The following is a 25774-nucleotide window of genomic DNA, read 5'->3' on the forward strand; positions in this document are numbered from 1 at the left end:
CTACTCCTGCTCCTGGTCTTCGGATTCCGCGGGGACGTCGGGCTGGACGTCGGTGTTGACGTCGGCTTTGACGTCGGCGGGGACGTCCAGGACGGCGGAGAGGTCCTGGAGGACGGCGCCGTGACCCCGGTCGAAGACGGTGATCCGGACGGTGTGCGGGCCGGCCGCAGCCGGGGTGAGCGCGAACCGGGCGGGCGCACCGGCGGGGACGTGGTCGGTGACGGGCGGGTCGAGCAGGGCCTCGGGGGACACGGCGGCGACCAGGCGCAGCTCGGGGAGGACGGCGGGCACGGAGCCGTCGGCGGGTTCGAGGTGGAAGTCGAGGTGGGTGGTGACGCCCACCGCGGGGTCCTCGACCAGGGTGAGGCGGGGCCGCCAGGCGGGCCGGGGCGCCGGTGGTTCGACGGCGCGGTGTACCGAGCCGCGGGTACGGCGGGGGAGCAGCTGCGGCGCGCCCCGGCCGAGCCCGGCCTGGGCGGGCGCGCCGGGGAGGGCTGCGGCCTGGGGGTGCGGCGCGGCCTGGGCGCTGAAGGGCGCGCCGAGGAGGGACCCGGGCTGGACGGGTGTGCCGGGGACGGGCGCGGGCGCGGGCTCGGCGCGGTCGAGCCCGGTCAGCGCGGTACGGGCCTCGGCGGCGAGCGGGTGCCCAAAACCCATCAGGGCCTCGCGCCCGACGCGGACCGCCGCCAGCAGCACCCGGGCGGTGTCGCGCCGCCCGTCCGCGGCGAGGGCCTGGGCCAGTCCGAGGGCGAGGCTGGGCGCGACCGGAAGCGGCCCGGTGCGCAGGGTGCCGACGCTGACGGCGACGTCCTCGGCCTCCCGGTGACCGGCCAGCAGTGCGGTGGTCGGCGAGGCGTCCCCGACGGCGAGCCGGTCGGCGACGATCCGCTCGTAGACCCGGACCGCCCCGTCGGCGTCCCCGGCGCGCAGCCGGGCGTGGGCCAGGCCCTGACGGACCTCCAGGGTGAGCGGGCTGCGCACGCCCCGGCTCTCGGCGCAGGCCTCCGCGAGCTCCTCCAGCCGGACGACGGCCCGCAGCGGACGGGGGCCTTCGGCCAGCAGCAGGGCCTCGGTCAGCCGGGCGGTGACCGTCGCGTCGTCCGGGCCGCCCAGAGCGGCGGTGGCGGTGGCGACCAGCTGTCCGGCCAGTCGCAGGGCCGCCTCAGGCCGTCCGTCCAGGTGGTGGGCGAGGGCGAGGACGCAGCCGGCCTGGACCAGCTCGGGCAGGCCGGGACCGGTGAGCCGGGACCAGTCCTCCGCCAGCGGGGCGAGTTCGGCGACGGCGGTGGCGGCCTCGCCGGCCGCGACCAGGGCCTTGGCGAGGTCGCGCCGGAGGTCCCGGACGACGGAGTGCTCGGGCCCGTGCACCGGCAGGGCGAGGGCCAGCGCCTCGCGGTAGGCGGCGACCGACTCGGTGTGGCGGCCGGCCGCGGAGAGGTTCCGGGCAAGGCTGTCCCGGACGTCGAGGGTATCCGGGTGGTCGGCGCCCAGGATCCGGCCGCGGTCGGCCAGGAGGGCCCGGTAGAGCGTGTCGGCGTGGTCGTGCTGCCAGCCGTGGCGCAGGGCGTGGGCCAGGTTGTCGCGGACGGTCAGGGTGGCGGGGTGGTCGGGGCCGAGGAGGCGCTCGTGGTCGGTGAGGAGCGCCTGGTATCCGGCGGCTTCCTGGCGGTGGTGCCCGGCGAAGCGGTGGCCGTGGGCGAGTTCGCCCCGCTCCTCGAGGGTGTCCGGATGGTCCGGGCCCTGGCTCACGGTCCGGGCGGCGACCAGTTCGGTCAGGAGCGCGGTGGCGCGGTCGACCTCGCCGGTCCGGCGGACCGCCTGGGCGAGCAGGGAGCGTACAGCGAAGGTCTCGGGGTGCTCGGGCCCGGAGACGCCGGTCCGGTCGGCGAGCAGCTGCTCCCAGGCGGCGACGGCCTGCCGGAGCTGTCCGGTGTACTCCAGGCCGGAGGCGAGGACGCTCCGGGCGGTCAGCACAGCCGCGTGGTGGGGGCCCTGGAGCCGGATCCGGTCGTCCAGCAGGGCCTCGTTGAGCCGGATGCTGAGCAGGTGGTCGCCGGCGGTCCGGTGGACCCAGGCGAGGAGGAAGCGGGCGTCGAGGGTCTCGGGGTGGTCCGGGCCGTCGACCCGCAGGCGGTCGGCGACCAGGCCCTCGCACAGCCGATGGGCCCGGTCGAGGTCACCGTCAGCGCGGTACGAGGCCGCCTCCCACCAGCGGGCGTTGAGGGTGTCCGAGTGGTCGGCACCGAGCACCCGGGCGCGGTCGGCGGCCAGGGCGCCGTACAGCGCGCCCGCCGTGCGGTACTCGCCGGCCTCGCTGTGGGCGAAGGCCTGCCACCAGCGGGTGTCGAGGGTGTCCCGGTGGTCCGGGCCCATGATCCGGGCCCGGTCGGCGACCAGGGCCGCGAACGACTCGGCGGCGCGCGGGTGGTCGCCGGCCATCGCGTAGGAGCGGGCCAGGTCCTTGCGGATCTCCAGTGTGTGCGGGTGCTCGGGCCCGTTGATCCGGGTGAGGTCGGTCACCAGGGCGGCGAACTCGGCGAGCGCGCGGGGGTGTTCGTCGGAGCCCCGCCAGGCCGAGGCGCGCTCGCGGCGGCACCGGGTGGTGCTGGGGTGGTCCGGCCCGAGCACCCGGGTGAGGTCGGCGACGAGCTCCTCGAACAGCGCGGCCGCCGATCGGCGGTCGCCCGCCTCGTGGCAGCTGACGGCGTGTCCGATGCGGATGTTGAGGGTGTCGGGGTGGTCGCCTCCGAGTACCCGGTCGAAGTCGTCGACCAGCGGTGCGAACAGAGACGCCGCCCGCTGCGGGTCGTTGGCGCTCTGGCAGGCGGAGGCGTGGGCGTACCGGGCCAGCAGCGTCTCGGGGTGGTCGGCGCCCAGGACCCGGGTCCGGTCCGCGACCACGGAGGCGAACAGGTGGTCCGCCCGGCGGTGGTTGCCCGCGTTCAGGTGCGCGGTCGCCAGCCAGTGGCGGGCGGTCAGGGTCTCGGGGTGGTCGGCGCCCTGGACCCGGGCCCGGTCCTGCACCAGGGATTCGTAGAGTTCGACCGCGCGGCGGTGGTGACCGGTGTTCAGGCAGAGGGCGAAGCAGCTGAACCGGGCGTCGAGGGTGAGGGGGTGGTCCGGCCCGTGGATCCGGACGTGGTCGGACACCAGGGCCTCGTACAGCGCCAGGGCGCGGCGGTGGTCGCCCAGGGCCTGGTGGCTGTGGCCCAGCCAGAAGCGGGTGTTGAGGACATCCGGGTGGTCGGGCCCCTGGATGCGGGTGCGGTCGGCGAGCAGCGCCTCGTACTGGGCCAGGGCCTCGCGGTGCCCGCCGAGGTTGCGGTGCGTTGTCGCCAGCCACCACCGGGTGTTGAGCACGGCGGGGTGGTCGGGACCCTGGATCCGGGCGCGGTCGGCGAGCAGCGCCTCGAACAGGGGCAGGGCCGTGCGGTAGTCGCAGGCGTTGGAGTGGATCGACGCCTGCCACCACCGGGTGGTGAGCACATCGGGGTGGTCCGGGCCCAGCACCCGCCGGCGGTCGACGACCAGCCGGTCGCAGAGCTCTGCCGCCTGCCAGTGTTGTCCGGCCTCGTCGTGGGAGCGTGCCAGCCGCAGCCGGGCGTCGAAGGTCTCGAAGTGTTCCGCGCCGTGGACCCGTTCGCGGTCGGCGACGAGCTGTCGCCGTACCGCGAGCGCCTCGTGCGGGCGGCCGGCGGCGTGCAGGGCCCGGGCGAGGCCGGAGCGCTCGTCCAGGGTCTCGGGGTGGTCGGGGCCCTGGAACCGGGCCCGGTCGGCCACCAGGCGCTCCAGCTCCTCCACTTCGAGGGCGGGCAGGCCGGCGATTCGCAGCGCGAAGCCGAGGAAGCTGCGCTCTTCCAGGGTGTCGGGGTGTGCCTCGCCCTGGATGCGGGTGCGATCGCGGACCAGCGCGCGGTGCTGCTCGACCGCGAGGCCAGGCGTGCCAGCCTCCCGGTGGGCGCGGGCCAGTCCGCTGCGCGCGTTCAGGGTGTGCGGGTGGTCGGGGCCCAGCACCCGGGTGTAGTCGGGGACGACGTCCTCGAACTGGGCCACGGCGAGGGCGGGTCGGCCGGACTTTCGGTGGACGGAGGCCAGGCGCTTGCGGGCGTAGAGGGTCTGCGGGTGGTCCGGGCCCTGCACCCGGGTGCAGTCCGCGACGAGGGCCCGGTAGGCGGCCATCGCCGCGAGGTGGTCGCCCGCGTCGGAGTGGGCGGCCGCGAGCCAGCGGCGTCCGTTCAGGGTGTCGGGGTGGTCGGCGCCGAGCAGCCGGGTGCGGTCGGCGACCACCTGTTCGTACCGGGCGATCGCCAACCCGTGCAGGCCTGCGGCGAGTTGGGCGAAGGCGAGGCCGCTGCGCCGGGTCACCGCGTCCGGGTGGTCCGGGCCGAGTACCCGCTCCGCGTCCGCCACCAGCCGCTCGTACTCGGCCACCGAGTCCCGGTGCTGCCCCGCCACCTGGAGGGCGTACGCCAGGCTCGCCCGGCTGTGCATGGTGTCGGCGTGGTCCGGCCCGAGCACCCGCGCCCGCTCGGCGACGACGGCGCGGAACTCCGCGACGGAGTGCTCGTACCGGCCGGCCTTGCGGTAGGCCTGGGCGAGGGTGTGCCGGTCGGCGAGGGCGGCCGGGTGGTCCGCGCCCTGGACCCTGGTCCGCCGGGCGACGACGTCCTCGCACAGTTCGACGGCCCGGGCCGGGTCGCCGGTCTTGGCCTGCAGCCGACCGAGCCGCCCGAGGGCGGTGAGCGTCTCCGGGTGGTCCTCGCCGAGCAGCCGCCGCTGCCCGTCCGCCATCGCCTCGACCAGCCGTACGGCGTACACCCGCTGGGCCCGGTCGGTGAGTTCGGCCGCCGCCAGCCCGTACAGCGCGACGGTGTCGGCCGTCGGCTCGTCGGACGGGCCGCTGTCGGCCAGCTCCCGGACGTGCGGCAGCAGGGCCCGGCGCAGTCCGGGACCGGCCGTGGGCCAGAGCCGGGCGGCGGCTGCCGCGAGGTGCCGCTCCGCCCGCTGCCGGAAGGTGCGGGCGCCGTCGGCGTTGCGCAGCACCGCCTGGAGCAGCCGGTGCACGGCGACGGTCTCGCCCAGGGTGATCAGGTGGTAGTCGGCGAGCAGCCGCAGTGCCCGGTCGACCTCGTCGGGCCGGCGCGAGCCGAACGGGGTGAGCACCTCGCGGGGCAGCGCCTCGGGGGCGTACCAGGCGAGGGTGCGCAGCAGCTCGACGGCGAACGGCGCGGTGTGCTGGACGGTGCGCAGCGTGGTCCGCCAGAGCCGGGCGACGGTGGACTCGGCGCCGGGCCCCACCGGGCCGGTGGCGCGCAGCAGTTCGCGGTAGGCGGCGAAGGTGGTGCCGGTCTGCTGGACGTAGGCGCCGGCCTGGGCGAGGGCGATCGGCAGGTGGCCGAGTTCGTCGGCGAGCGCCCGGGCCTCGTCCTGCTCGGCGGCGTCCAGGGCGCCGCCCGGGTCCGCCGAGGCGCACAGCAGCCGGGCGGCCTCCGGGGCGTCGAGCACGTCGATGCGAACCGGGCGGATGCCGGGGTGCCAGCCGCCCGCGCGGCGGCTGGTGACCAACTGGTGGCCGCAGCCGAGGAGTCGGCCGACGTAGGGGGTGAGGTGGGCCGGGTCCTCGGCGTTGTCGTAGACGAGCAGCCAGCGGTCGTGGGCGCGCAGCCAGGCGATGGCCCACTCGACCTGCTGGCCGGGCGGGGCGGTCAGCGCCCAGGCGGGGTGGAGGTGGACGGCGAGCCCGGCGAACGCCTCGGCGAGCTGCCCCTCGGACTCGGCGGTGATCCACCAGATCAGCCGGTAGTCCCCGGCCCTGGCGTAGGCGTGGTGCAGGGCGAGGCTGGTCTTCCCGACGCCGCCGAGGCCGTGCAGGGTGGTGGCCTGGGTGACCAGCCCGCCGCCGTCCGCGTGCCCGAGCGCGTCGGCGACGGCGCGCAACTCGCCCTCCCGGCCGATGAGTCGGCCGGCGGCGCGGGGCGGGAGGTTGGGGGCCGGGGTGGTCGGCTCGACGGTCAGCGCGGCCCGGGCGGCCTCGGGCGGGAGGACGGCGGCGTGCGGGTCGCCGCCGGCGGCGGAGGGCGAGCCGGGGCGGCGGCGCTGCTCGTAGGGCTCCGGGTCGGGCATGCCGCTCTCGGGACGGACGTGTGCCGTCATGGACATCAACACTGCGCCGCCCCCACCCCCGTGCCTGCTCTGCCCGCCTACCGTAGTGCAGGTCAGACGCGCTGTCAGCGGAAAGCGGGCGGGCGGCGGTCAGTCGGCTCTCAGTCGGCGAGACCCAGCGGGTCAGGGGCGGTGGCGAGCAGCTCGGGGCCGTTGTTGCGGACGCTGTTGACGGTGGGTGGGACGGCGCGGACCCGCAGGGCGCCGTCGGCGGGGCGGCGCAGCAGGTGGTGGAGCTCGGCCGGGTCGGTGTGGGCCGGGGAGAGCCAGTCGGGGACGTCGTCGGGGGCGACGGTGAGCGGCATCCGGTCGTGCACGCGCCCGGCGGAGTCGGTGGCGTCGGTGGTGATGACGGTGGCGGTGGCGAGCCAGGCGAGCGGGTCGTCCTCGGGGCGGGTGGGGTCGCGCCAGAATTCGTACAGGCCGGCCATCAGCATGGTGGCGCCGGTGCTGAGGAAGTACGGCTGCTTGTACTTCTTGCGGTCGGCGGTGGCGGCGACCTCGCGCCACTCGTAGTAGCCGTCGGCGGGGATGACGCAGCGGCGGGCCTTGAAGGCCTTGCGGAAGGCGGGCTTGGAGTCGACGGTCTCGGAGCGGGCGTTGATCATCCGGGCGCCGCCGGACGGGTCCTTGGACCAGGACGGCACGAGGCCCCAGCGCAGCGGGCGGACCTGGCGCAGCAGCTCGCCGGTCTCCCGGTCCACGCGTTCCAGGACGGCCGGGACGGGGTCGGTGGGGGCGACGTTCCAGCTCGGCGCGAAGGTCTCGGCCGGGTCCCACCGGAGCTCTCCGAGCAGCGAGACGAGGTCCTGGGGCGTGGTGGTGGAGACGAAGCGGCCGCACATGCCTCCCAGCCTGCCACCCGGCACCGACAACCGGGCGGACCCGGCGCGCGGTCGGGGCTTTCAGCGCGCCGGGCGGCCGTCGGGCGCGTGCCCCGGGGTGTGGCCGAAGGTGCGGCGGAAGACGTCGATGAAGGCGCTGGCGGAGGACCAGCCGCACCGGTGGGCGACGGCGGTGACCGGCCGGCCCTCGGCGAGCAGCACCAGGGCGTGGTGCAGCCGCAGCTGGGTGCGCCACTGGGGGAAGGTCATGCCGAGCTCGGCGCGGAAGAGCCGGGACAGCGTGCGGTCGCTGGCGCCGACGGCCCGGCCGAGTTCGGCGAGGGTGCGGCGGTCGGCGGGGTCTGCGTACAGCAGCGCGCACACGGCCCGGAGCAGCGGGGTGGCGGGGGTCGGCAGGTGCAGCGGCTGCTGGGGCGAGGCGCGCAGCTGGTCGAGCAGGACGGCGCGCAGCCGGGAGCGCTCGGGGCTGTCCTCCGCCGGGGCGCGGGTGTAGGCGACGATCAGTTCGCGCAGCAGCGGGCCGACGGCGAGGACGGTGGGCCGGTCCAGGCCGAGCGGGTTCTCGGTGGCGGGCAGGCCGACCAGGTGGAGCTCGAGTTCGCCGTGCGCCTGGTGGGCGTGCACGGTGCCGGCCGGGATCCAGAGCGCGCGGGTGCCGGGGGCGACCCAGGAGCCCGCGTCGGTGGTGATGGCGACCACGCCCCGGGCGGCGTAGGCGATCTGGTGGTCGTCGTGGCGGTGGGCGTCGATCCCGGTGCCGGGGGCGAGCAGCTGGGCCCGGGTGGGGGCGACGGGATCGTGGCGGATTGGCGGCATTGCCTGGCAGATTATCGGAAGTCCGACAGGGGGTCCCGGTTCCAGCATGTCCGGGTGAGCACTCAAACCACGCGAACGAAAACCACGCGAACGAAAACCGCTCGAACGAAACGGGCGGCCGGACCGACGAGAGGGCTGTCGGGGCGGACGTCGATCACCCTGCTGTCCCTCGGGCACTCCTGCGTGGACGTCTACCAGGGCGCGGTGGCGGCCCTGGTGCCCTTCCTGGTCGCCGAGCGGGGCTACGGCTACGCCGCCGTCTCGGGCGTGGTGCTGGCCGCCTCGCTGCTGTCCTCGGTGGCCCAGCCGCTGTTTGGGGCGGTGACCGACCGGTGGCCGCTGCCCTGGCTGCTGCCGGTCAGCACGCTGCTGGGCGGCGCGGGCATCGCGCTCTGCGGGCTGGGCGACTCGTACGGGCTGACGCTCGCCTGGGTGGCGCTGTCCGGCGTCGGCGTGGCGGCCTACCACCCGGAGTCGGCGCGGGTGGCGCGGGCCGTCGCCCGGGGGTCCGGGCACCGGGGGATGGCCTGGTTCTCGCTGGGCGGCAACCTGGGTTTCGCGGCGGCCCCGCTGCTGGTCGCCGCCGTGGTCGGGCTCGGCGGGCTGCGGCTGACCCCGCTGCTCCTGCTGCCGGCCCTCGCCGGGGCGGCGCAGTGCTTGCCGGTGCTGCGCGAGCTGGCCCGGCAACGGGCCGCCGGGGCGGGCCCGGTGAGCCGGCCGGGCCGGGACGACCGGGCCGCCTTCGTCCGGCTGTCGCTGGCCGTGGTGTGTCGCTCGATCGTCTTCACCGGACTGAGCACCTTCCTGTCGCTGTACGTCACCCAGCGGCTCGGCGGCGGCCCGGCGGCGGGCACGGCGGCGCTGGTGGTGCTGTACGCGGGCGGCGCGGTGGGCTCGGTGCTGGGCGGGGCGCTGGCGGAGCGGTGGGGGCGGGTGGCGGTGGCGGGCTGGTCGTACCTGGTCGCGGCGGTGGCGGTGGCCGGGGTGCTGGTGGTCCCCGGCCCGGCGCTGTACCTCTGCGTGGCGCTGACCTCGGCGGGCCTGTACGTGCCGTTCTCGCTCCAGGTCACGCTGGGGCAGGACTACCTGCCCTCGCGGATCGGCACGGCGAGCGGGATCACCCTCGGGCTGACCGTGAGCATCGGCGGCCTGGCCAGCCCGCTGATCGGCGGCCTCGCGGACGCGACCTCGCTGCGGACGGCGCTGGTGCCGCTGGTGGCGATGCCGCTGCTGAGCTGGGCGCTGTTCCGCACCCTGCCGGAGCCGGCGGGGCCAGTGGAACCGGTGGAACCTTCGGAACCGGAGGTGGCTCCCGCCGAATCGTGACGGGCTCGACCGCGCCGGTCCACATATCGCTCATCTCTGCTACGTTCGTCGCATGAACGATAGTTTGGTAGGGGAGCGGTCATGCGCACGCGCGACGGCCGGACGGTGGAAGGGACGACGGACATGAAGGTGCTCGCCCTCGGCGGAGCCGGCGCGATGGGCCGTGTCGCCGCCCGGGTCACCGCCCGGCTCCCCGGCGTCCGGGAGCTGGTGATCGCCGACCGGGACCCGGACGCCGCCCGCCGCACCGCCGCCGGGCTCGCCGCCCACGCGGCGGGTGCGGGCGCGGCGGGAGCGGGCGCGACCGTCCGCGCCCGGCGGGTCGACGTCACCGACCAGGCCGAACTGGAGGCCGCCCTCGGCGAGGTGGACGCGGTGCTCAACACCGTCGGGCCGTACTACCGCTTCGGACTCGACGTGCTGCGCGCCGCGATCCGCACCGGGACGCACTACCTCGACATCTGCGACGACTGGGAACCTACAGTCGCCATGCTGGAGTTGGACGAGGAGGCGCGCGCCGGCGGGGTCCGCGCGGTGATCGGGATGGGCGCCAGCCCCGGCGTCAGCAACCTGCTCGCCGTCCGGGCCGCCGCCCTGCTCGACACCCTCGACGACGTGTACACCGCCTGGCCCGTCGACGTCGGCCCCGAACCCGGCGACGCCGCACTGGTGGACCGCGACGGCGCACCGGCCGCCGCAGCCGTGCACTGGATGCAGCAGATCAGCGGCACCGTCGCCGTGGTGCGGGACGGCCGGCTCGTCCAGCGGCCGCCACTCGGCCCGGTCGCGCTGGACCTGCCCGGCGGGCGCAGGGGCACCGCCTACACCGTCGGGCACCCGGAACCGGTCACCCTGCACCGCAGCCTGCGGCCCGGCGGCGACGCGGCCAGCCTGATGGTGGTCCGGGCGGGCACCGCCGCGTACCTGGACGTGCTACGCCGCGACCTCGACGCGGGGCGGCTCGGCAACGAGACCGCTGCCCTCGCCCTCGACCGTCCCTCGCTGCGCCGCGTCCTGCGGGCGGGGGCCCGGGCGGTCCGCTTCGGCTCCCCGGGCAGCCTGCCCGGCTTCTTCGCCGCCGCCACCGGCAGGGTCGAGGGCCGACGGGCGAGCGTCCTGGCGCAGTTGACCGGCGCGGACGCGCTGATGGCCGACATGGCCGAGGGCACCGGCGTCCCGGCCGCGCTCGGGCTGGCCCAGCTGCTGGACGGCACGGTGCGCACGCCGGGGGTCCACCCGCCGGAGACGGCCCTCGACGCGGAGCGCTTCTTCGCGGACCTGGCGCGGCACCGGCCGGGGGTGGGCGTGACGGTGGGCGCCTGACGGGAGGCCCCTGCCCCCGGGGGCAGGGGCCTCCCGGCTCGTACTCCGTGCTGCTCAGCGACCGGGCGCGTCGAGCGCGTCGAGGGTGTCGTCGAGCGTCGGCGTGCCCGGGCGGGGCCGGTTGTACGGGAGCTTGCCCAGGGCCGTCGCCATCGCGCAGCTGTTGGTGAGCGCGGAGAAGACCAGCCCGCCGCCGATCGCGGCGGACAGCCAGCGGGCGCCCGGCCGGGCCCGGTCGGCGAGCAGGCCGAGCAGGACGATCGAGCCGGCCACCAGCCGGACCTGGCGGTCCATCGCCCACACCGGGCGGGCACCGGCCACCCGGTCGACGGGGTGGCCCGCCTCCGTCCAGGCGTTGGTGCCTCCGGTGACGAGGAGGGTGGTGATCCCGGCCTCGGCGAGCTGCTCGCAGGCGTTCCGGGCGCGCTGGCCAGCGGCGCAGACGACGGCCAGCTCGTTCCGTCCGGCTGCGGCGCGCAGCGCGGGCAGTGCGTGGTGGAGCTGGTCGAGCGGGATGTTCAGGGCGCCCGGGATGTGGCCGCCGGCGTACTCGCCGGGGGAGCGGACGTCGATGAGCGTGAGCCGGCCGAGGCGTGGCTGCAGCTGGTCGACGGTGAGCGGGGTGGTCATGGGGAAGCGGTTTCCTCTCGGGAGGGGTGGGGCGGGGCCGGCGCGTCGGGGGTCGGCGGCCGGGGCGGGAGGGCCGGTCAGGCCAGTGTGGTGACCAGCATCAGGATGGCGACGCCGAGCAGGGCGATCGCGAAAGCCCGCTGGAGGGCGCGTCCGCTGAGCTTGTCGGCGAGCCGCTTGCCGTCCCAGGCGCCGAGGATCGCGGCGCCGGTGAAGGGCGCGGCGACGGCCCAGTCGATCGAGCCGGCGGCGCCGAGCCGGGGCAGCAGGGCGGCGAGCGAGTTGGCGGTGATGACCAGCAGGCTGGTGCCGACCGCCTCGGCCATGGTGAAGGCGAGCACCGAGACCAGGGCGGGGACGGCGAGGAAGCCGCCGCCGACGCCGAGCAGCCCGGTGACGGCGCCGAGTCCGGCGCCCGCCGCGGTCGATCGGCCCGGGCCAGCGGCGGAACGTTCCTGCGTGGCCGACTTGGGCGGCAGCAGCATCCGCCAGGCGGCCAGCGCCGCCAGTACCGCGAAGGCGCCGGTCAGCAGCGCGCCCGGCAGGTGGGCCGAGAGCGCCCCGGCCGCCGCGGCGGCGGGCAGCCCGGCGGCGGCGAACAGGGCGCCGGTGCGCCAGCGCACCCGTCCGGCCCGGTGGTGGGCGAGCAGGCCGGTCAGCGAGGTCGCGGCGACGATCACCAGGCTCGCGGTGGTGGCCAGCACGGGGGAGAAGCCGAGCAGGTAGACCAGGGCGGGCACGGCGAGCATGCTGCCGCCGCCACCGAGGCCGCCGAGGGCCAGCCCGACCACCGCGCCGGCGGCCAGCGCCAGGAGCAGCGCGGTCATATCACGTGCCCCGTGCCGCCTTCGGGCGTGGTGACCGGCAGCCCGCCCCGGGCCCAGGCGCCCATGCCCCCGGTGACGTTCAGCACCTCGACGCCGCGCGCGGCGAGCAACTCGGCGGCGCGCTGGGAGCGGCGGCCGGAGCGACAGATCGCGAGCACCGTACGGCCCACGGCCTCCGGCGGCAGCCCGACCCCGGCGGCCAGGCCGATCAGTGGCAGGTGCAGGGCGCCGGGGGCGTGGCCGGCGGCGAACTCGGCGGCCTCGCGGACGTCGAGCAGCACGGCGGTGCCGGCGCGGAGCAACTCGTGGGCCCGGGTGGGGGCGAGCTGACCGGGGGTGCTCGGATCGGGGGCGGCTGGTCCGTGGACGGTCGGCGGCTGGGGCATGGGCTTCTCCAGTGGTGCGGGCCGGGCCGCAGCGGTCCGGCGGGTCGGGGGTGCCGCAGGCGCACGGCGCCGCCGCCCGGTGCGGGCGGTGGCGGTGGTGCGCAAGGTGGTGCGGGTCTCTCAACGGCCCGGCCGACCCCGGGCGGTGCCCGGTCCGGCGGCGGGTCGGTTCCCCCGTCGACATCCACCATAGTACCCCCGGGGGTATTATCGAAGTCGTTCGGCGATACCCCCGTCCGTATCGGCCCCTGGAGGTCGTATGCTGGAAAATATACCGAGGGGGGTATCAGCGAGACCGCGACCGCACAGCGGCGCCCGGCGCCGCCCAGGAGGGTTCCCCGTGTACTTCGCCCAGTTATCACGAGTCTGACGTTTCCGCCCAGCTCAGGGGCATGATCGACCATCCGGGGTCAGCAAACGGTCAGCAGGATTCCCGGAGGTACCAGCAGATGGCGACCACAGGCCTCACCCGCGGCATGGGCAGCTTCTTCAAGGAGTGCGAGCATCCGGAGTCCCGGTGGAGCAAGTGCCCGCACGAGTACAAGATCAGGTACCGCAACGCGGCCGGGCGACAGACAGAGGAGTCCGGCTTCGTCAGCCAGGAGAAGGCGAAGGCCCGCCTCGCCGAGGTCTACCACGCGCGGAAGAACTCTCCGCAGAGCCAGCGGAAGGCGGAGCGCATCAAGAAGTACGGCGGGATGCACTTCTCGGTCTACACCGCCGAGTGGCTGAAAGGTCAGCGCCACCAGAGCCCGACCTCGCTGCGGAACATCGAGTCCATCCTGAAGAACCACCTCCTCCCTGCTTTCGGCAGTCGCCGCATGGGGACGTTCGACCACAAGGTCGTGGAAGCGTTCGTCGAGACCATGGAGCGGAACGGCGTCGGGCTGGCGGCCCAGACCAACGCCTTCGTCAGGCTGAAGACCATCCTGTTGGACGCGCACAGGCTCGGTCTCTACGAAGACAGCCCGATGAACGGTGTCCAGCCTCCTCAGTACGACCCGGAGCGGGTGGTGATCCCCTTCCTTGCTCAACTGCAGGAGATCCGGACTGCCGGCGACGATGCCTTCCGCCTGGTCGCGGAACTCATGAGTGGTTGTGGTCTGCGCAACGGCGAGGCATTTGCCGTCAACATCAACAACATCGTCGCCGATGACGTCTACCGCGTCACCGAGCAGGTCAACCAGGCGACCAAGACCTACGCGCGCCTGAAGCACCGCAAGGTCGGCGAGTACCGCGACGTGCCGCTGCCGACGCGCACCAAGCAGGCCATCGAGCGGTACGCGGACACGTACGGGACCGTGGACGGCTACCTTCTGCGCAACCCCAAGGACATCGGTCTGGCCATGCCGCACCACGTCATCCACAACCAGTGGCAAAGGATCAGGGCCTCCGGGCAGGTCGACATCCCCGAGGGCATGGTCCTCTACGGCCTGCGCCACTTCTTCGCGTCGAACTGCCTCAGCAACAACATCCCGATCACCGACGTCGCGGAGTGGATGGGCCACCGCAACATCGAGATCACCTTCAAGATCTACCGTCACCTCATGCCCGGCTCCATCAGCCGCGCGGCACAGGTCCTGGATCTCGGCCTGGCTGCGTGAACGAGTGAGGGGTCTGCCCGCGGGCAGACCCCTCACTTACGTCACAGGCTCACGCGCCGGACAGCCGCTGCTGCCTCACCCACGCCTGCACCTCTGACACCTTGAACTGAAGCTTCGCGTTCGGCCCCCCGCCGAACCGGTAGGGAACGAGTCCCACCCGAGGTGCTTCCCGGTACACCCACGCGACGGACATGTTCAGGTACTCGGCAGTCTGCTTGACGCTCATGAACTGCTCGGGCACGGGCTCCTCCTGGGTGATCAGCCGAACTTGCGAAGCCTGAACTATCAGAGGAAAAGGGCAGTTTGGCCGCGCCTTCGCCGCGTGATAGTGCCCAATGAGGACTTGCTTTCGGCGGGCTCGCGCAGCGGCGGCGGAGCCTACCTGGCCGATCGCGAGCGCCTCGATTGCGTCGATAAAATACCCCCGGGGGTACACTCGGATGTAGAGCCAGCCAGTCAGACCCGACGAGGAGAACCCCCCGTGATCTTCAGCCAGTACTACCTCGACTGCCTCTCCCAGGCCTCGTACCTGATCGCCGACGAGCGCACCGGCCGCGCCGTCGTCGTCGACCCGCGCCGGGACGTGGACGAGTACGTTGCCGATGTCGAGGCGCGCGGCCTGACCGTCGTCGGTGTGATCAACACCCACTTCCACGCCGACTTCCTGGCCGGCCACCTGGAACTGGCCGCCCGCACCGGCGCCTGGATCGGCTACGGCCGCCGCGCCGAGACCGAGTACCCGATCCGCCACCTCGCCGACGGCGAGCGGATCGAACTGGGCGACGTCGCCCTCCAGATCCTCGAAACCCCCGGCCACACCCCCGAGTCGATCAGCATCCTGGTCTTCGAGCAGCCCGACGACGCCGTGCCGTACGGGGTGCTCACTGGCGACGCGTTGTTCATCGGTGATGTCGGCCGCCCCGACCTGCTCGCCTCCGCCGGTGTCACCGCCGAGGAACTCGGCGCGATGCTGTACGACAGCGTCCACCGCAAGCTGATGGGGCTACCGGACGAGACCCTGGTCTTCCCCGCCCACGGCGCCGGCTCCGCCTGCGGCAAGAACCTCTCCAGCGAGAAGCGGTCAACGATCGGCACGCAGCGCCGGACCAACTACGCCTGCCTGCCCATGGACCAGGACACCTTCGTCCGCATCGTCACCGCCGGCCAGTCCACCGCCCCCGCCTACTTCGGCCACGACGCCGCCCTCAACCGCAAGGACCACCCCCTCCTCGACCCCACCCACGCCGCCACGCCCCTGTGCCCCGAAGGCTTCAAGGACGCCCGCGCCGCCGGAGCCGTCGTCCTCGACGCCCGCAACCCCCAGGACTTCGGCGCCGGACACCTGCGCGGCGCCGTCAACGTCCCCATCGACGGCCGCTTCGCCGAACAGGCCGGCACCGTCCTCACCCCCGACAGCGACATCGCGATCATCGCCCCCCAGGACCGCGAGGGCGAGGTCATCACCCGCCTCGCCCGCATCGGCTTCGACCACATCGCCGGCTACCTGCGCAACCCCGACACCGCGCTGCCCGTCCTCGCCCACCACCTCACCCCCGCCAGCCGTCTCACTGCCGACCAGCTCCGCACCGCCCTCGCTGCCGAACAGCCCCCCACGGTCCTGGACGTCCGCACCTGCGGCGAACGCGAAACCGGCGCCATCGAAGGTTCCCTGCACATCCCCCTGACCGAACTCCCCACCCGCCTCGACGAGATCCCCACCGACCGCCCCCTGGTCGTCCACTGCGCCGGCGGCCACCGCTCCTCCATCGCCGCCAGCCTCCTGCGCCACCACGGCCACCCCGACGTCTCCGACCTCCTCGGCGGCTACACCGCCTGGCACACCCTCACCCACCCCACCCAGGCCTGAACCCAGCCGCCCCGGCTCACCCCCGTTCGGGACCACCAGCTTTGCCGACGTAGCGGGGCCGCCCAGGCCTCTCAGCTCACTTCGTCGGAGGTCACGATGGTGTCGCTCGGGTGCGAGACGGTGAACGTCCTCGGTTCGCGCGCTCGGTCTCTGTGGCATCTGGAGGGGAGGGGAGCGGGGCGACGCAGGATTATGGATCGGCTCCAGGACCCCGGTTAATTCGGGCCGAATCGGGCAGGCGCGATGTCCGGAACATCCAGCCAACCGTGAGAAGGGCCGACTCCCATGCTTCTCCTCGTCCTCGTTCTGCTGCTCGCACTGATCCTGGGCGGCGCCGGCTTCGCGATCCACATTCTGTGGTGGATCGCCCTGGCCGTTCTCGTCGTCTGGGTCCTCGGCTTCGTCTTCACGGGCGGCGGAGCCGCCGGTGGTCGCCGGTGGTACCGATGGTGACCGGCCTCCACGCGTACCCTGATCCGACCGTGAGCGGCTCCGGGAGGTCTGCCGTGGACGCCCTTGGTTCGTCGCTCCGCCGTGAACGCTGGGCGTACGAGCCGGACGGTGAGCAGCCGATCGGCGGCTACCTCGCCGTCATGGTCGCCTACCTGGGCTGCGTCGGAGTGCTCACGGCCTCCGCCCGACGGGCGAGACGGCCGCTGCCGACACCCGGCCCGTGGGACGTTCTGCTCACCGCCGGCGCCGTGCACAGGCTGTCCCGGCTGGTGGCGAAGGATCCGGTGACCAGTCCGGTCAGGCTGCCGTTCGCCCGCTTCCGCGGCCAGGCCGGTCCGGCTGAACTGGCGGAGGACGTCCGGGGTACGGGCGTTCGTCGCGCCATCGGCGAGCTGGTCACCTGTCCGTTCTGCGCCGGTCTGTGGATCTCCACGGGTTTCACGGCGGGCCAGGCCCTCGCTCCGGAGGTGACCCGGCTCGTCAGTGCGGGCCTGTCCGCGCTGGCGCTCTCCGACCTGCTGCACTTCGCCCGGGCCGGGCTTCAGGAGGCCGCGTCGCGATAGATGCCGTGGCCCCTCAGTGTCGGGTCGAACGCGAGTGGCCCGGGAGGACTGTCCCGGCCGGTCAGGGGCACACCCTTCTGGTCTGCCCCGGTTCCGGAACGACCGCCGGGGAGGCCGACGTCGGTGTCGGTCGGAGGGCAGGGCGCCGGGTGGCCTCTCCGGCTGCCATGCGGCGGGGAGGCGGAACCGCAGTGTCCGCAGCCGGCCGCCGCGATCAACCGGCCAGGCACCGTTTGGCTCCGCCGGGGGCGGCAACCCGCAGGGGCATGGCGTATCCGGCAGCACCCGTACCAACCGCTGTGCGGTCCAGGGTCCCGGTCGGCTGCGTTGACTCGGTCGAGTCCTGGCGGTTCACCCACGGCCCGCTCGCCTCGGACGTCAGAGGCGCCGCGTGTTCGGGCGCGACGGCGTGCGTCGCCAGCACTCGCCCGCAACGGAGATCCCGCGCCGGTCCGGCTGGCCTCTGGTACCTGGGGCGCGCTCGCGGCGGTCCGGCACCGACACCAGGACGGAGAACACGAGATGAGCACCGATCCCGCAACCCCTCAGAACCCCGACCCCGGGCATTCGCCCCTGGTCACGGAGACCCCGGCTCCCGAACCGCCCGCCGAGCCCGAGCACGAGCCGGATTCTCCGCTCGTCACCGAGACTCCCGAACGCCAGCGGTCCGAGGAGCCAGACCAGCCCTCACCCACACCGCCGATCCCCGAGGAATCCGAGGAGCCGGAGCGCGACGGAAAGGACTCCGCGCTGGACGTCGTCCGCGCGGTGGACCCGGACGGCCCGCTCACCACCGATCAGGGGGTGCGTGTCGACGACACCGACAACTCCCTCACCGTCGCCGACCGGGGACCCACCCAGCTGGAGGACTTCCACCTGCGCGAGAAGCTCACCCACTTCGACCACGAGCGCATCCCCGAGCGTGTGGTGCACGCCCGCGGCGCGGGAGCGTACGGCTTCTTCGAACCGTACGCGTCGCTGGCGGAGTTCACCTGCGCCGACTTCCTCCAGGAACCCGGCCGGCGCACGCCGGTCTTCGTACGCTTCTCGACGGTGCAGGGCCCGCGCGGGTCCGCCGACACCGTGCGCGACGTCCGCGGCTTCGCCACCAAGTTCTACACCAGGCACGGCAATTACGACCTCGTGGGCAACAACATGCCGGTCTTCTTCATCCAGGACGCGGCCAAGTTCCCCGACTTCGTCCACGCGGTGAAACCCGAGCCGGCGGACGAGATCCCCACCGGCGCCTCCGCCCACGACACCTTCTGGGACTTCTGTTCCCTCCAGCCCGAGAGCACCCACATGCTGATGTGGGTGATGTCCGACCGGGCCATCCCCCGCAGCTACCGGATGATGCAGGGCTTCGGCGTGCACACCTTCCGCCTCGTCGACGCCGGCGGCCGGGGCACCTTCGTGAAGTTCCACTGGACGCCGAAGCTCGGCACCTACTCCCAAGTCTGGGACGAGGCCCAGCTCACCGCCGGACGCGATCCCGACTTCCACCGCCGCGACCTGTGGGAGGCGATCGCGGCCGGCGACTTCCCCGAGTACGAACTCGGCGTCCAACTCATCCCGGAGGAGGACGAGTTCGCCTTCCCCTTCGACCTGCTGGACCCGACCAAGCTGGTCCCGGAGGAACTCGTCCCGGTGCGCCCGGTCGGGCGGATGGTCCTGGACCGCAACCCGCAGAACTTCTTCGCCGAGACCGAGCAGGTGGCCTTCCACACCGCCAACATCGTCCCGGGCATCGACTTCACCAACGACCCGCTGCTCCAAGGCCGCAACTTCTCCTACCTGGACACCCAGCTGATCCGCCTGGGCGGGCCCAACTTCACCCAGTTGCCAGTCAACCGCCCGCTCGCCGACGTGCGCACCAACCACCGCGACGGCTACGGCCAGCAGGTCGTTCACGACGGAACCAGCTACACCCCCAACTCCGTCGGCGGCGGCTGCCCCTTCACGATGGGCGGCGGCCACCTGCCCGAGGGGGTGTTCCAGCACTACCAGGAGCGGATCGACGGCGCGGCCGTGCGCCGCCGCAGTTCCAGTTTCGCCGACCACTACAGCCAGGCCGCGCTGTTCTGGCACAGCATGAGCGACTGGGAACAGCGGCACATCACCGCCGCCTTCGCCTTCGAGCTCGGCAAGGTCGGGGACGACGCGGTGCGCCGGCGCATGGTCGGCAACCTGGTGCACGTGGACGGCGGGCTGGCCGCGGAGGTCGCCCGGCGGATCGGCGAGCCCGAACCCGAGCCCGAGGCCGAGTCCGAGGCCGAGCCCGCAGACAACGCGACGGCATCGGCCGGTAGCGGCACGGCCGGGCCGCGGACTTCCCCCGCGCTGAGCCTGGAGAACCTGCGCGGCTCCGGCATCCGCACCCGCAAGGTCGCCGTACTGGCGGCTCCGGGCGTGGACGGGGAACAGATCCGTTCCGCGCACGAGCAGTTGGGTGCCCGGGGCGCCGTGGTGGAGACACTGGCCGCGCACGGCGGCCACGTGCTCGCGAATGACGGCGCCCGGGTGCCGGTGGACCGGCCGCTGCCGACCGTCGCCTCGGTCCTGTACGACGCGCTGGTGGTCCCCGATTTCGGCGACCTGGCCCGTCGCGTCGATCCGGACGCGGTCCGCTTCCTCGCCGAGACGCTGCGCCACGGCAAGCCCGTCGCGCTGCTGGGCTCCGGCGTCGAGCTGTCCCACATGGCCGGCCTCGATCTTCCGAACGCGACGGCGGGTGTAGCGGTCTGCGGTGCCGACGAGGCAACCGGGCCGGTGTTCTGGGGCGATTTCGCCGGCCTCGTCGAGCAGCATCGTTTCCCACAGCGCTGACTCCGCGCATGGCGGAGGCCGCCCGGTGAACCCGGACAGCCTCGCGGAAGGCGTTACGGCAGCAGGACGGCGTGCAGGCAGGAATCCTGCCGGGGCGCGCCGTCCGGAGGTGCGCCGAGAACGGCGGCCACCTCGCCTCTGATCTCCACTTGCAGGTCCCCGTCCGCGCTCTCCCAGATGCAGCCGCCGTCCGGGCCGACCGCCTGGGTCTCGTGCACCACGACGACGGTCGGAGGGCCGTGGGCTCCGACCGGTCCGGGCAGGGTCACCGCGTAGCGGCGTTTGAGGCTTCTCATGATCTGGCCTCCTCGTGGGCTTCCCCGCCCTTGTGCGACCGATTTTCCTCCGCCCCCGGACGGCTGTACACCGGCAGTACCAGTAGGAACAACGTGGCCACAGACGGTCAGCGCTCCCTTCGGCGGGCCTCCGTGCACGCGCACAACACGGCGAACGCGATCGTGAGCGTCAGCGCCCAGCACCCGGTGAACGCCCAGAACACGGGCGCGGCCGAGGTGCGCAGACCGGCTGCCGGCAGGCCCAGTGAGAGGAGACCTCCGGGGGAGTGGGCTGGGTCCCGTGCGGCTACCCGTTCCGTCGTCGTGGAAACGGTTGTGGGCTTCGTGCATCGTTCGACGTGTCCGGCCCGGGGTGAGCGCACCCACTGTGGCGGTCGGCCTGGGGTGCCGGCCGTCACAAGTGGGTGACGTTGGCCGTCCCGGTGGTCGCTCCGGAGCCGGGACGTACCGTGCGGTTGCCCGGGAACGGCCGAGGTAAACAACGCGGGTCCGTGCGGATCCATCTGCGGTGGCGCCGCCGACGGCCCCCGTTTGGTCTTCACGGGGGAGCCGAAGACGAGGAGGCCTTCGATGCGGAACGCGAACTCGCCGACCACCGCGCGGTGGAGGCCCTGTTGCAGGAACTCCGGCCGACCCGGGTCGACTCGCCCCCGCTCCGACCGCCTGGTGGCCCGTCTGACCGACCCGCCCGAAACAGCCGGAGCCCGCCCTGGTCGGTGCAGGCGAGCCCCGGTCGGTGCGCAGGCCGGTGTCAGGGATCCCTCCTCGTCCGGCAGCGGGCGGCGAAGGCGGCGGCGGTGGCCAGCCCCGCCACGGCGCCGGCCGACCCCAGGATGAGGAGTCGGGCGGCGGCCGGATTCGGCTGCGGACGGGGCACCGCCTGCTCGGGGTGGTCGGCGGGCGGCGGACCGTCGAGGGCCAGGGCCAGGACCTCGGCCAGGTGGACGGCCGTTCGGCCGGTGTCGGCCTGGTCGATCTGGGTGCGGCAGCTGAATCCGTCCGCCAGGACGTAGGCACCGGGAGCGGTGGCGCGGACGGCGGGCAGCACGCCCTGCTCGGCGATCTTCTGCGACAGGTCGTAGTGCCCCTGCTCGAAGCCGAAGTTGCCGGCCAGTCCGCAGCAGCCCTCGTCCAGTACCTCGGCGTCGAGGCCGGCGCGGCGCATCAACTCGCGGTCGGGGTCGACGCCGAGGACGGCGTGCTGGTGGCAGTGGGTCTGCACGGTCGCGGCCCGCCCCACCTGCGGCGGCCGCCAGCCTGCGGGGGCGTGGTTGACGAGCTGTTCGGCGAGGGTCCGGGTCTGCGCCGCGAGCCGCTCGACGTCCTGGTCGCCGGCGAGCAGGTCGGGGGCGTCGGCCCGGAAGACGGCCGTGCAGGAGGGTTCGAGGCCGATGACCGGTGTTCCGGCCTCCAGCCAGGGGCGCAGCACCCGAGTGGTGCGCCGCAGGACCCGGCGGGCGGTGTCGAGCTGGCCGGTCGAGATCCAGGTCAGGCCGCAGCACACCGGCCCCGGCGGTACGGCGACCCGGAAGCCGGCGTCCTCCAGCACCCGGACGGCGGCGTCGGCGACATGCGGGTGCAGATGGTTGGTGAAGGTGTCGGGCCACAGCAGCAGGGTGCGCGGGTCGCCCGGATCGGGCTGCGGCCGGCCGGCCCGGTGCCGGTGGTCCTGGAAGGTCTCGGGGGCGAACAGGGGAGCCTCGCGGCGCGGGTCGACCCCGGCCAGGCGCTTGCCGAGCCGACCGATCCCCGGCGCGTGCAGGGCGGCGTTGGCCGTCCCCGGTGCGGAGGAGGCGAGGCGGGCCCACAGCGGGAGCCAGCCCATCGTGTAGTGGGCGGCCGGGCGCGGTCGGTGGCGGTAGTGGTGGGAGAGGAACTCGGCCTTGTAAGTGGCCATGTCGACGCCCACCGGGCAGTCGGACTTGCAGCCCTTGCAGGCCAGGCAGAGGTCCAGGGCGTCGCGGACCTCGGTGGAGCGCCAGCCGTCGGTCACGGGGGAGTCGTCGTGGCCGCCGAGCATCTCGAACAGCAGCCGGGCCCGGCCGCGGGTGGAGTGCTCCTCCTCCAGGGTCGCGCGGTACGAGGGGCACATCACTCCGCCCTGGTGGCTGCGGCAGTTGCCGATGCCGACGCACCGCAGGACGGCCTGCCCGAAGTCGCCGCCGTCGTCGGGGTACGCGAACTGCGTCGCGCGGTGCGGTTCGGGGCGCCACCGGGCGCCGAGGCGCAGGTTGTCGTCGACGCGGTACGGGCGGACGACCTTGCCCGGGTTCATCCGGTCGCCCGGGTCGAACAGGGCCTTGAGCTCGCCCATCGCCTCGACCAGGGGTGCGCCGAACATCCGGGGCAGCAGTTCGCCGCGGGCCTGGCCGTCACCGTGCTCCCCGGACAGCGAACCGCCGTAGGAGACGACCAGGTCGGCCGCTTCGAACAGGAAGGCCCGGAACGCCTCGACCCCACGGCCCTCGCGCAGTTCGAACGGGATCCGGGTGTGGACACATCCCTGCCCGAAGTGCCCGTACAGGGAAGCCTGTTGGTAGCCGTAGCGGTCGAAGAGCCGTTCCAGGTCGCGAAGGTAGTCGCCCAGCTTCTCGGGTGCGACGGCGGAGTCCTCCCAGCCCTCCCAGGTCTCGGCGCCGTCCGGGGGCCGGGCGGTCACGCCCAGTCCGGCCTCCCGGGCCCTGAGCATCTCCTGCTCGCGCGGCGGGTCGTCGGAGAGTGCGACGGACGGGTCGTCCTCGGACCGGTCGAGCGCGCGCAGCAGGTCCCGGGCTTTGCCGTCGGCCTCCTCCTCGGTGTCGCCGGTGAACTGGAGGAGCAGCCAGCTGTCGCCCTCGGGCAGCTGCTCCAGGGAGTCGAGGTGGGCGTGCTCCTCGCGCATGAGCTGGGCCATGCGTCCGTCGACGGCCTCCAACTGGCTGGGCCGGCTGTGCGCGAGCAGTTCGGGGACGGCGTCGGCCGCCCGGTAGATGTCGTCGAACCCGAGCACCAGCAGGGCTTCGGCGGCCGGCACCGGGACCAGTTCGAGTTCGGCCCGCAGGACGGCCACCAGGGTGCCCTCGCTGCCGACCAGGGCCCTGGCCACGTCGAAGCCGTTCTCCGGCAGCAGCGAGTCCAGGTTGTAGCCGGACACCCGGCGAGGGATCTTGGGGTAGCGGCGCCGGACGGCGGCCAGGTTGCGGTCGATGAGCTCCTTCATGCCCCGGTACAGGCGGGCTCGCGGACCGCCCGCGCGCACGATCCGCTGGTACTCCCCGCCGTCGGTGGGGCCGGCCCAGAAGCGGATGCCGTCGTAGGTGAGCACTTCCAGGCGTCGGACGTTGTCGACGGTCTTGCCGTAGGCCTGGGCGGAGGCGCCGCAGCTGTTGTTGCCGATCATCCCGCCCAGCGCGCAGTGCGTGTGGGTGGACGGCTTGGGACCGAACATCAGCCCGTGCGGGGCGAGTTGCCGGTTCAGTTCGTCCAGCACGATGCCGGGCTCCACGACGCAGGTCCGTGCGTGCGGATCCACCGACAGCAGGCGGTTGCAGTACTTCGTCCAGTCGATGACGACGGCGGTGTTGGTGCACTGTCCGCCCAGGCTGGTGCCGCCGCCGCGGGACAGCACCGGTGCGGCGAACCGCGAGCACACCGCGAGCGCCGTCGCGCCCGCCTCGACGGTCCGGGGCACCACCACAGCGAGCGGGACCTGCCGGTAGTTGGAGCCGTCGGTCGCGTACGCGCCGCGGCTGCCCGCGTCGAAGCGGACCTCGCCGTCCACCTCCTCCCGCAGCGCCCGTCCCAGGGCCGCCAGGTCCACGTCCACCTTCCGCGCGTCGGCCATGGTCAGCTCCGGCCGCCGGGCAGGAACTCCTGGACCTTGGCCTTGACCCCCTGGCGGACGACGGCTACCCGGTCGCTGTCGCCGTGCAGCACGGCGGAGGCGGCGGCCTTGACCTGGTCCCAGGTCGCGTGCGGCGGGATCGGCGGCACCGCCGGGTCGGTGCGGAAGTCGATGACGAACGGCCGGTCGGCCGCCAGCGCCCGGCTCCAGGCGGGCCTCACGTCCTCGGGCCGCTCGACCCGTACGCCGTCGAGGCCGAACGACCGGGCGACGTCGGCGTAGCGGACGTCGGGCAGGTGCTGGGAGGGCTCGAACTGCGGGGCACCCTGCATGGCGCGCATCTCCCAAGTGACCTGGTTCAGGTCCTGGTTGTTCAGCACCGCCACGACCAGGCGCGGATCCGTCCACTCGTGGTAGTACTTGGCGGCGGTGATCAGCTCGGCCAGGCCGTTCATCTGCATGGCGCCGTCGCCGACGACGGCGATGGCCGGCCGATCGGGGTGGGCGAACTTGGCGCCGATCGCGTACGGCACGCCGGGGCCCATCGTGGCCAGCGTGCCGGAGAGCGAGCCGCGCATGCTGCCGCGCATCCGCAGGTGGCGGGCGTACCAGTTGGCGGCCGACCCGGAGTCGGAGGACAGCATGACGTCCTCGGGCAGCAACGCGTCCAGGGTGTGCAGCACGTACTCCGGGTTGACCGGGTCCGCGGTGACCTCGGCCCGGCGCCGCATCACCTCCCACCAGCGCTCGGTGTTCTCCTCGACCGTCTTGCGCCAGGTGCGGTCCTCCTTGCGCTCCAGGAGCGGGAGCAGCCGGCGCAGAGTCTCGGCGGCGTCGCCGACGACGTTCACCTCGAACGGGTAGCGCAGGCCGACCATGGACGGGTCGAGGTCGATCTGCACTGCCCTGGCCTGGTCGAAGGCGGGCAGGAACTGGCTGTAGGGGAAGCTCGATCCGACCACGAGCAGGGTGTCGCAGTCGCGCATCATCTCGTAGGAGGGCCGGGTGCCGAGCAGGCCGATCGAGCCGGTGACGTACGGCAGCGTGTCGGGGAGGGCGTCCTTGCCGAGCAGGGCCTTGGCGACGCCAGCACCGAGGAGTTCCGCGACCTGCTCGACCTCGGCGCGGGCCCGGCGCGCGCCCTGGCCGATCAGCACGGCCACCTTCTCGCCCGCGTTCAGGACCTCTGCGGCCCGGGCCAGGTCGTCGTCCCCCGGCACCGGCGCGTAGTGGGGGACCCCGAGACTGGAGGGGACCTGCTTGAAGACGTGGGCGGGCGGCTCGTAGTCGAGTTCCTGCACGTCGGCGGGGACGATCAGCGCGGTCACGGTGCGCCGGGTGGTGGCGATGCGGATCGCCCGGTCCAGGACGTTGGGCAGCTGTGCGGGGACGGTGACCATCTCGCAGAACTCGGCGGCCACGTCCTTGTAGAGCGACAGGAGGTCCACCTCCTGTTGGTAGGAGCCGCCCATGGCGCTGCGGTCGGTCTGCCCCACGATCGCCACCACCGGGACGTGGTCGAGCTTCGCGTCGTACAGCCCGTTGAGCAGGTGGATCGCGCCGGGACCGGAGGTGGCCGCGCACACCCCGGTACGGCCGGAGAACTTGGCGTACCCCACGGCCTGGAAGGCGGCCATCTCCTCGTGACGGGCCTGGATGAACCGCGGCCGGTCCTCGGCCCGGCCCCACGCGGCGAGCAGTCCGTTGATGCCGTCGCCGGGGTAGGCGAAGACGTGCTCGACCTCCCACTCGCGCAGCCGTCGCAACAGGTAGTCGGCAACCTTCATGATCTTTCCTCCGTGGTCCCCGCAGCTGGTCCCGGCGGCGGTCGTCGGGCGTGGCGGGAGCACCCATCAAGTGCGGGTAACCGCCAAGAGGGGGACAAAACGTGGCGGCTTGGAGGCGTCGGCGCAGGTGCCCACCCCGCGTTCGGGCATCGCGGTGGAGTTCCATACCTCCGGGTCCGACCCGGGCGCTGCCCCGGGTCGTCCGGAGCCCGGGCCAGCGGCTGAGGGGACCGGCGCGGA

At 73.8% G+C, this 25774-nt stretch carries 17 protein-coding genes; 7 read left to right on the forward strand and 10 right to left on the reverse strand.

Annotated elements, in window-relative coordinates; translation table 11 throughout:
- The 3 genes from fxsT to ACFVXG_RS28785 all read right to left on the reverse strand — a co-directional run bounded on the left by fxsT (position 1) and on the right by ACFVXG_RS28785 (position 7823).
- Positions 1 to 6153 (reverse strand): FxSxx-COOH system tetratricopeptide repeat protein, encoded by a 6153-nt coding sequence (fxsT, locus tag ACFVXG_RS28775; RefSeq protein WP_387931357.1) that lies wholly within the window; start codon positions 6151 to 6153, stop codon positions 1 to 3.
- A gap of 110 nt (positions 6154 to 6263) precedes the next feature.
- Complete coding sequence (locus ACFVXG_RS28780) at positions 6264 to 7007, reverse strand: SOS response-associated peptidase (RefSeq protein ID WP_387931358.1); 744 nt, start codon at positions 7005 to 7007, stop codon at positions 6264 to 6266.
- Positions 7008 to 7067: 60 nt separating this feature from the next.
- Complete coding sequence (locus ACFVXG_RS28785) at positions 7068 to 7823, reverse strand: AraC family transcriptional regulator (RefSeq protein ID WP_387931359.1); 756 nt, start codon at positions 7821 to 7823, stop codon at positions 7068 to 7070.
- Positions 7824 to 7958: 135 nt separating this feature from the next.
- On the opposite strand from ACFVXG_RS28785, the gene ACFVXG_RS28790 reads away from it, so the two are divergent.
- Together ACFVXG_RS28790 and ACFVXG_RS28795 are read left to right on the forward strand one after the other, a co-directional pair.
- Positions 7959 to 9149, forward strand: coding sequence for an MFS transporter (locus tag ACFVXG_RS28790; RefSeq protein WP_387931419.1), 1191 nt, complete (start codon positions 7959 to 7961; stop codon positions 9147 to 9149).
- Between the two features lie 81 nt (positions 9150 to 9230).
- The gene (locus ACFVXG_RS28795; protein ID WP_387931360.1) at positions 9231 to 10472 is read left to right on the forward strand and encodes a saccharopine dehydrogenase family protein; all 1242 of its coding nucleotides are present in this window, start codon (positions 9231 to 9233) and stop codon (positions 10470 to 10472) included.
- A gap of 54 nt (positions 10473 to 10526) precedes the next feature.
- On the opposite strand, the gene ACFVXG_RS28800 is transcribed toward ACFVXG_RS28795, so the two are convergent.
- The 3 genes from ACFVXG_RS28800 to ACFVXG_RS28810 all read right to left on the reverse strand — a co-directional run bounded on the left by ACFVXG_RS28800 (position 10527) and on the right by ACFVXG_RS28810 (position 12315).
- On the reverse strand, positions 10527 to 11102 hold the full coding sequence (locus tag ACFVXG_RS28800; RefSeq protein WP_387931361.1) for a rhodanese-like domain-containing protein: 576 nt from the start codon (positions 11100 to 11102) through the stop codon (positions 10527 to 10529).
- Positions 11103 to 11179: 77 nt separating this feature from the next.
- Positions 11180 to 11929: a sulfite exporter TauE/SafE family protein gene (locus ACFVXG_RS28805; RefSeq protein WP_387931362.1), complete on the reverse strand. Its 750-nt coding sequence runs from the start codon at positions 11927 to 11929 to the stop codon at positions 11180 to 11182.
- Positions 11926 to 12315, reverse strand: a complete 390-nt coding sequence (locus ACFVXG_RS28810; RefSeq protein WP_387931363.1) for a rhodanese-like domain-containing protein — start codon at positions 12313 to 12315, stop codon at positions 11926 to 11928. The genes ACFVXG_RS28805 and ACFVXG_RS28810 overlap by 4 nt, the downstream gene beginning before the upstream one ends.
- A 449-nt stretch (positions 12316 to 12764) precedes the next feature.
- Here ACFVXG_RS28810 and ACFVXG_RS28815 point away from each other — a divergent pair, with 449 nt between their 5' ends.
- On the forward strand, positions 12765 to 13919 hold the full coding sequence (locus ACFVXG_RS28815) for a tyrosine-type recombinase/integrase (protein WP_387931364.1): 1155 nt from the start codon (positions 12765 to 12767) through the stop codon (positions 13917 to 13919).
- Positions 13920 to 13968: 49 nt separating this feature from the next.
- Here the strand turns inward: ACFVXG_RS28815 and ACFVXG_RS28820 are convergent, their stop codons facing one another.
- Positions 13969 to 14160 (reverse strand): helix-turn-helix domain-containing protein, encoded by a 192-nt coding sequence (locus ACFVXG_RS28820; protein ID WP_387931366.1) that lies wholly within the window; start codon positions 14158 to 14160, stop codon positions 13969 to 13971.
- Positions 14161 to 14400: 240 nt separating this feature from the next.
- Between ACFVXG_RS28820 and ACFVXG_RS28825 the strand changes: the two genes are divergently transcribed.
- From ACFVXG_RS28825 to ACFVXG_RS28840, 4 genes are all read left to right on the forward strand, one after another.
- Positions 14401 to 15786 (forward strand): rhodanese-like domain-containing protein, encoded by a 1386-nt coding sequence (locus ACFVXG_RS28825; RefSeq protein WP_387931368.1) that lies wholly within the window; start codon positions 14401 to 14403, stop codon positions 15784 to 15786.
- A 285-nt stretch (positions 15787 to 16071) separates the two neighbouring features.
- Entirely contained in the window at positions 16072 to 16239 is a 168-nt protein-coding gene (locus ACFVXG_RS28830) for a hydrophobic protein (protein WP_380522185.1), read from the forward strand.
- 53 nt (positions 16240 to 16292) lie between these two features.
- Complete coding sequence (locus tag ACFVXG_RS28835; protein WP_387931370.1) at positions 16293 to 16802, forward strand: DUF1360 domain-containing protein; 510 nt, start codon at positions 16293 to 16295, stop codon at positions 16800 to 16802.
- Between the two features lie 522 nt (positions 16803 to 17324).
- Positions 17325 to 19628 carry a catalase gene (locus ACFVXG_RS28840; RefSeq protein WP_387931372.1) on the forward strand — a complete coding sequence of 768 codons (2304 nt, stop codon included), beginning with the start codon at positions 17325 to 17327 and terminating at the stop codon, positions 19626 to 19628.
- 53 nt (positions 19629 to 19681) lie between these two features.
- On the opposite strand, the gene ACFVXG_RS28845 is transcribed toward ACFVXG_RS28840, so the two are convergent.
- From ACFVXG_RS28845 to ACFVXG_RS28855, 3 genes are all read right to left on the reverse strand, one after another.
- On the reverse strand, positions 19682 to 19924 hold the full coding sequence (locus tag ACFVXG_RS28845) for a DUF6296 family protein (RefSeq protein WP_387931374.1): 243 nt from the start codon (positions 19922 to 19924) through the stop codon (positions 19682 to 19684).
- Between the two features lie 751 nt (positions 19925 to 20675).
- Positions 20676 to 23747 carry an FAD-binding and (Fe-S)-binding domain-containing protein gene (locus ACFVXG_RS28850; protein WP_387931375.1) on the reverse strand — a complete coding sequence of 1024 codons (3072 nt, stop codon included), beginning with the start codon at positions 23745 to 23747 and terminating at the stop codon, positions 20676 to 20678.
- Between the two features lie 2 nt (positions 23748 to 23749).
- Positions 23750 to 25534 carry a thiamine pyrophosphate-requiring protein gene (locus ACFVXG_RS28855; protein ID WP_387931377.1) on the reverse strand — a complete coding sequence of 595 codons (1785 nt, stop codon included), beginning with the start codon at positions 25532 to 25534 and terminating at the stop codon, positions 23750 to 23752.
- Positions 25535 to 25774 lie beyond the last annotated feature (240 nt).

The organism is Kitasatospora sp. NPDC058162 (assembly GCF_042884005.1).
In the GTDB taxonomy this organism is placed as follows: Bacteria; Actinomycetota; Actinomycetes; order Streptomycetales; family Streptomycetaceae; genus Kitasatospora.

What these genes read in the sequence shown, in the direction of transcription:
- fxsT (WP_387931357.1), bottom strand. Translation starts at nt 6,153, where the DNA reads ATGACGGCACACGTCCGTCCCGAGAGCGGCATGCCCGACCCGGAGCCC.
- ACFVXG_RS28780 (WP_387931358.1), bottom strand. Translation starts at nt 7,007, where the DNA reads ATGTGCGGCCGCTTCGTCTCCACCACCACGCCCCAGGACCTCGTCTCG.
- ACFVXG_RS28785 (WP_387931359.1), bottom strand. Translation starts at nt 7,823, where the DNA reads ATGCCGCCAATCCGCCACGATCCCGTCGCCCCCACCCGGGCCCAGCTG.
- ACFVXG_RS28795 (WP_387931360.1), top strand. Translation starts at nt 9,231, where the DNA reads ATGCGCACGCGCGACGGCCGGACGGTGGAAGGGACGACGGACATGAAG.
- ACFVXG_RS28800 (WP_387931361.1), bottom strand. Translation starts at nt 11,102, where the DNA reads ATGACCACCCCGCTCACCGTCGACCAGCTGCAGCCACGCCTCGGCCGG.
- ACFVXG_RS28805 (WP_387931362.1), bottom strand. Translation starts at nt 11,929, where the DNA reads ATGACCGCGCTGCTCCTGGCGCTGGCCGCCGGCGCGGTGGTCGGGCTG.
- ACFVXG_RS28810 (WP_387931363.1), bottom strand. Translation starts at nt 12,315, where the DNA reads ATGCCCCAGCCGCCGACCGTCCACGGACCAGCCGCCCCCGATCCGAGC.
- ACFVXG_RS28815 (WP_387931364.1), top strand. Translation starts at nt 12,765, where the DNA reads ATGGCGACCACAGGCCTCACCCGCGGCATGGGCAGCTTCTTCAAGGAG.
- ACFVXG_RS28830 (WP_380522185.1), top strand. Translation starts at nt 16,072, where the DNA reads ATGCTTCTCCTCGTCCTCGTTCTGCTGCTCGCACTGATCCTGGGCGGC.
- ACFVXG_RS28840 (WP_387931372.1), top strand. Translation starts at nt 17,325, where the DNA reads ATGAGCACCGATCCCGCAACCCCTCAGAACCCCGACCCCGGGCATTCG.
- ACFVXG_RS28845 (WP_387931374.1), bottom strand. Translation starts at nt 19,924, where the DNA reads ATGAGAAGCCTCAAACGCCGCTACGCGGTGACCCTGCCCGGACCGGTC.
- ACFVXG_RS28850 (WP_387931375.1), bottom strand. Translation starts at nt 23,747, where the DNA reads ATGGCCGACGCGCGGAAGGTGGACGTGGACCTGGCGGCCCTGGGACGG.
- ACFVXG_RS28855 (WP_387931377.1), bottom strand. Translation starts at nt 25,534, where the DNA reads ATGAAGGTTGCCGACTACCTGTTGCGACGGCTGCGCGAGTGGGAGGTC.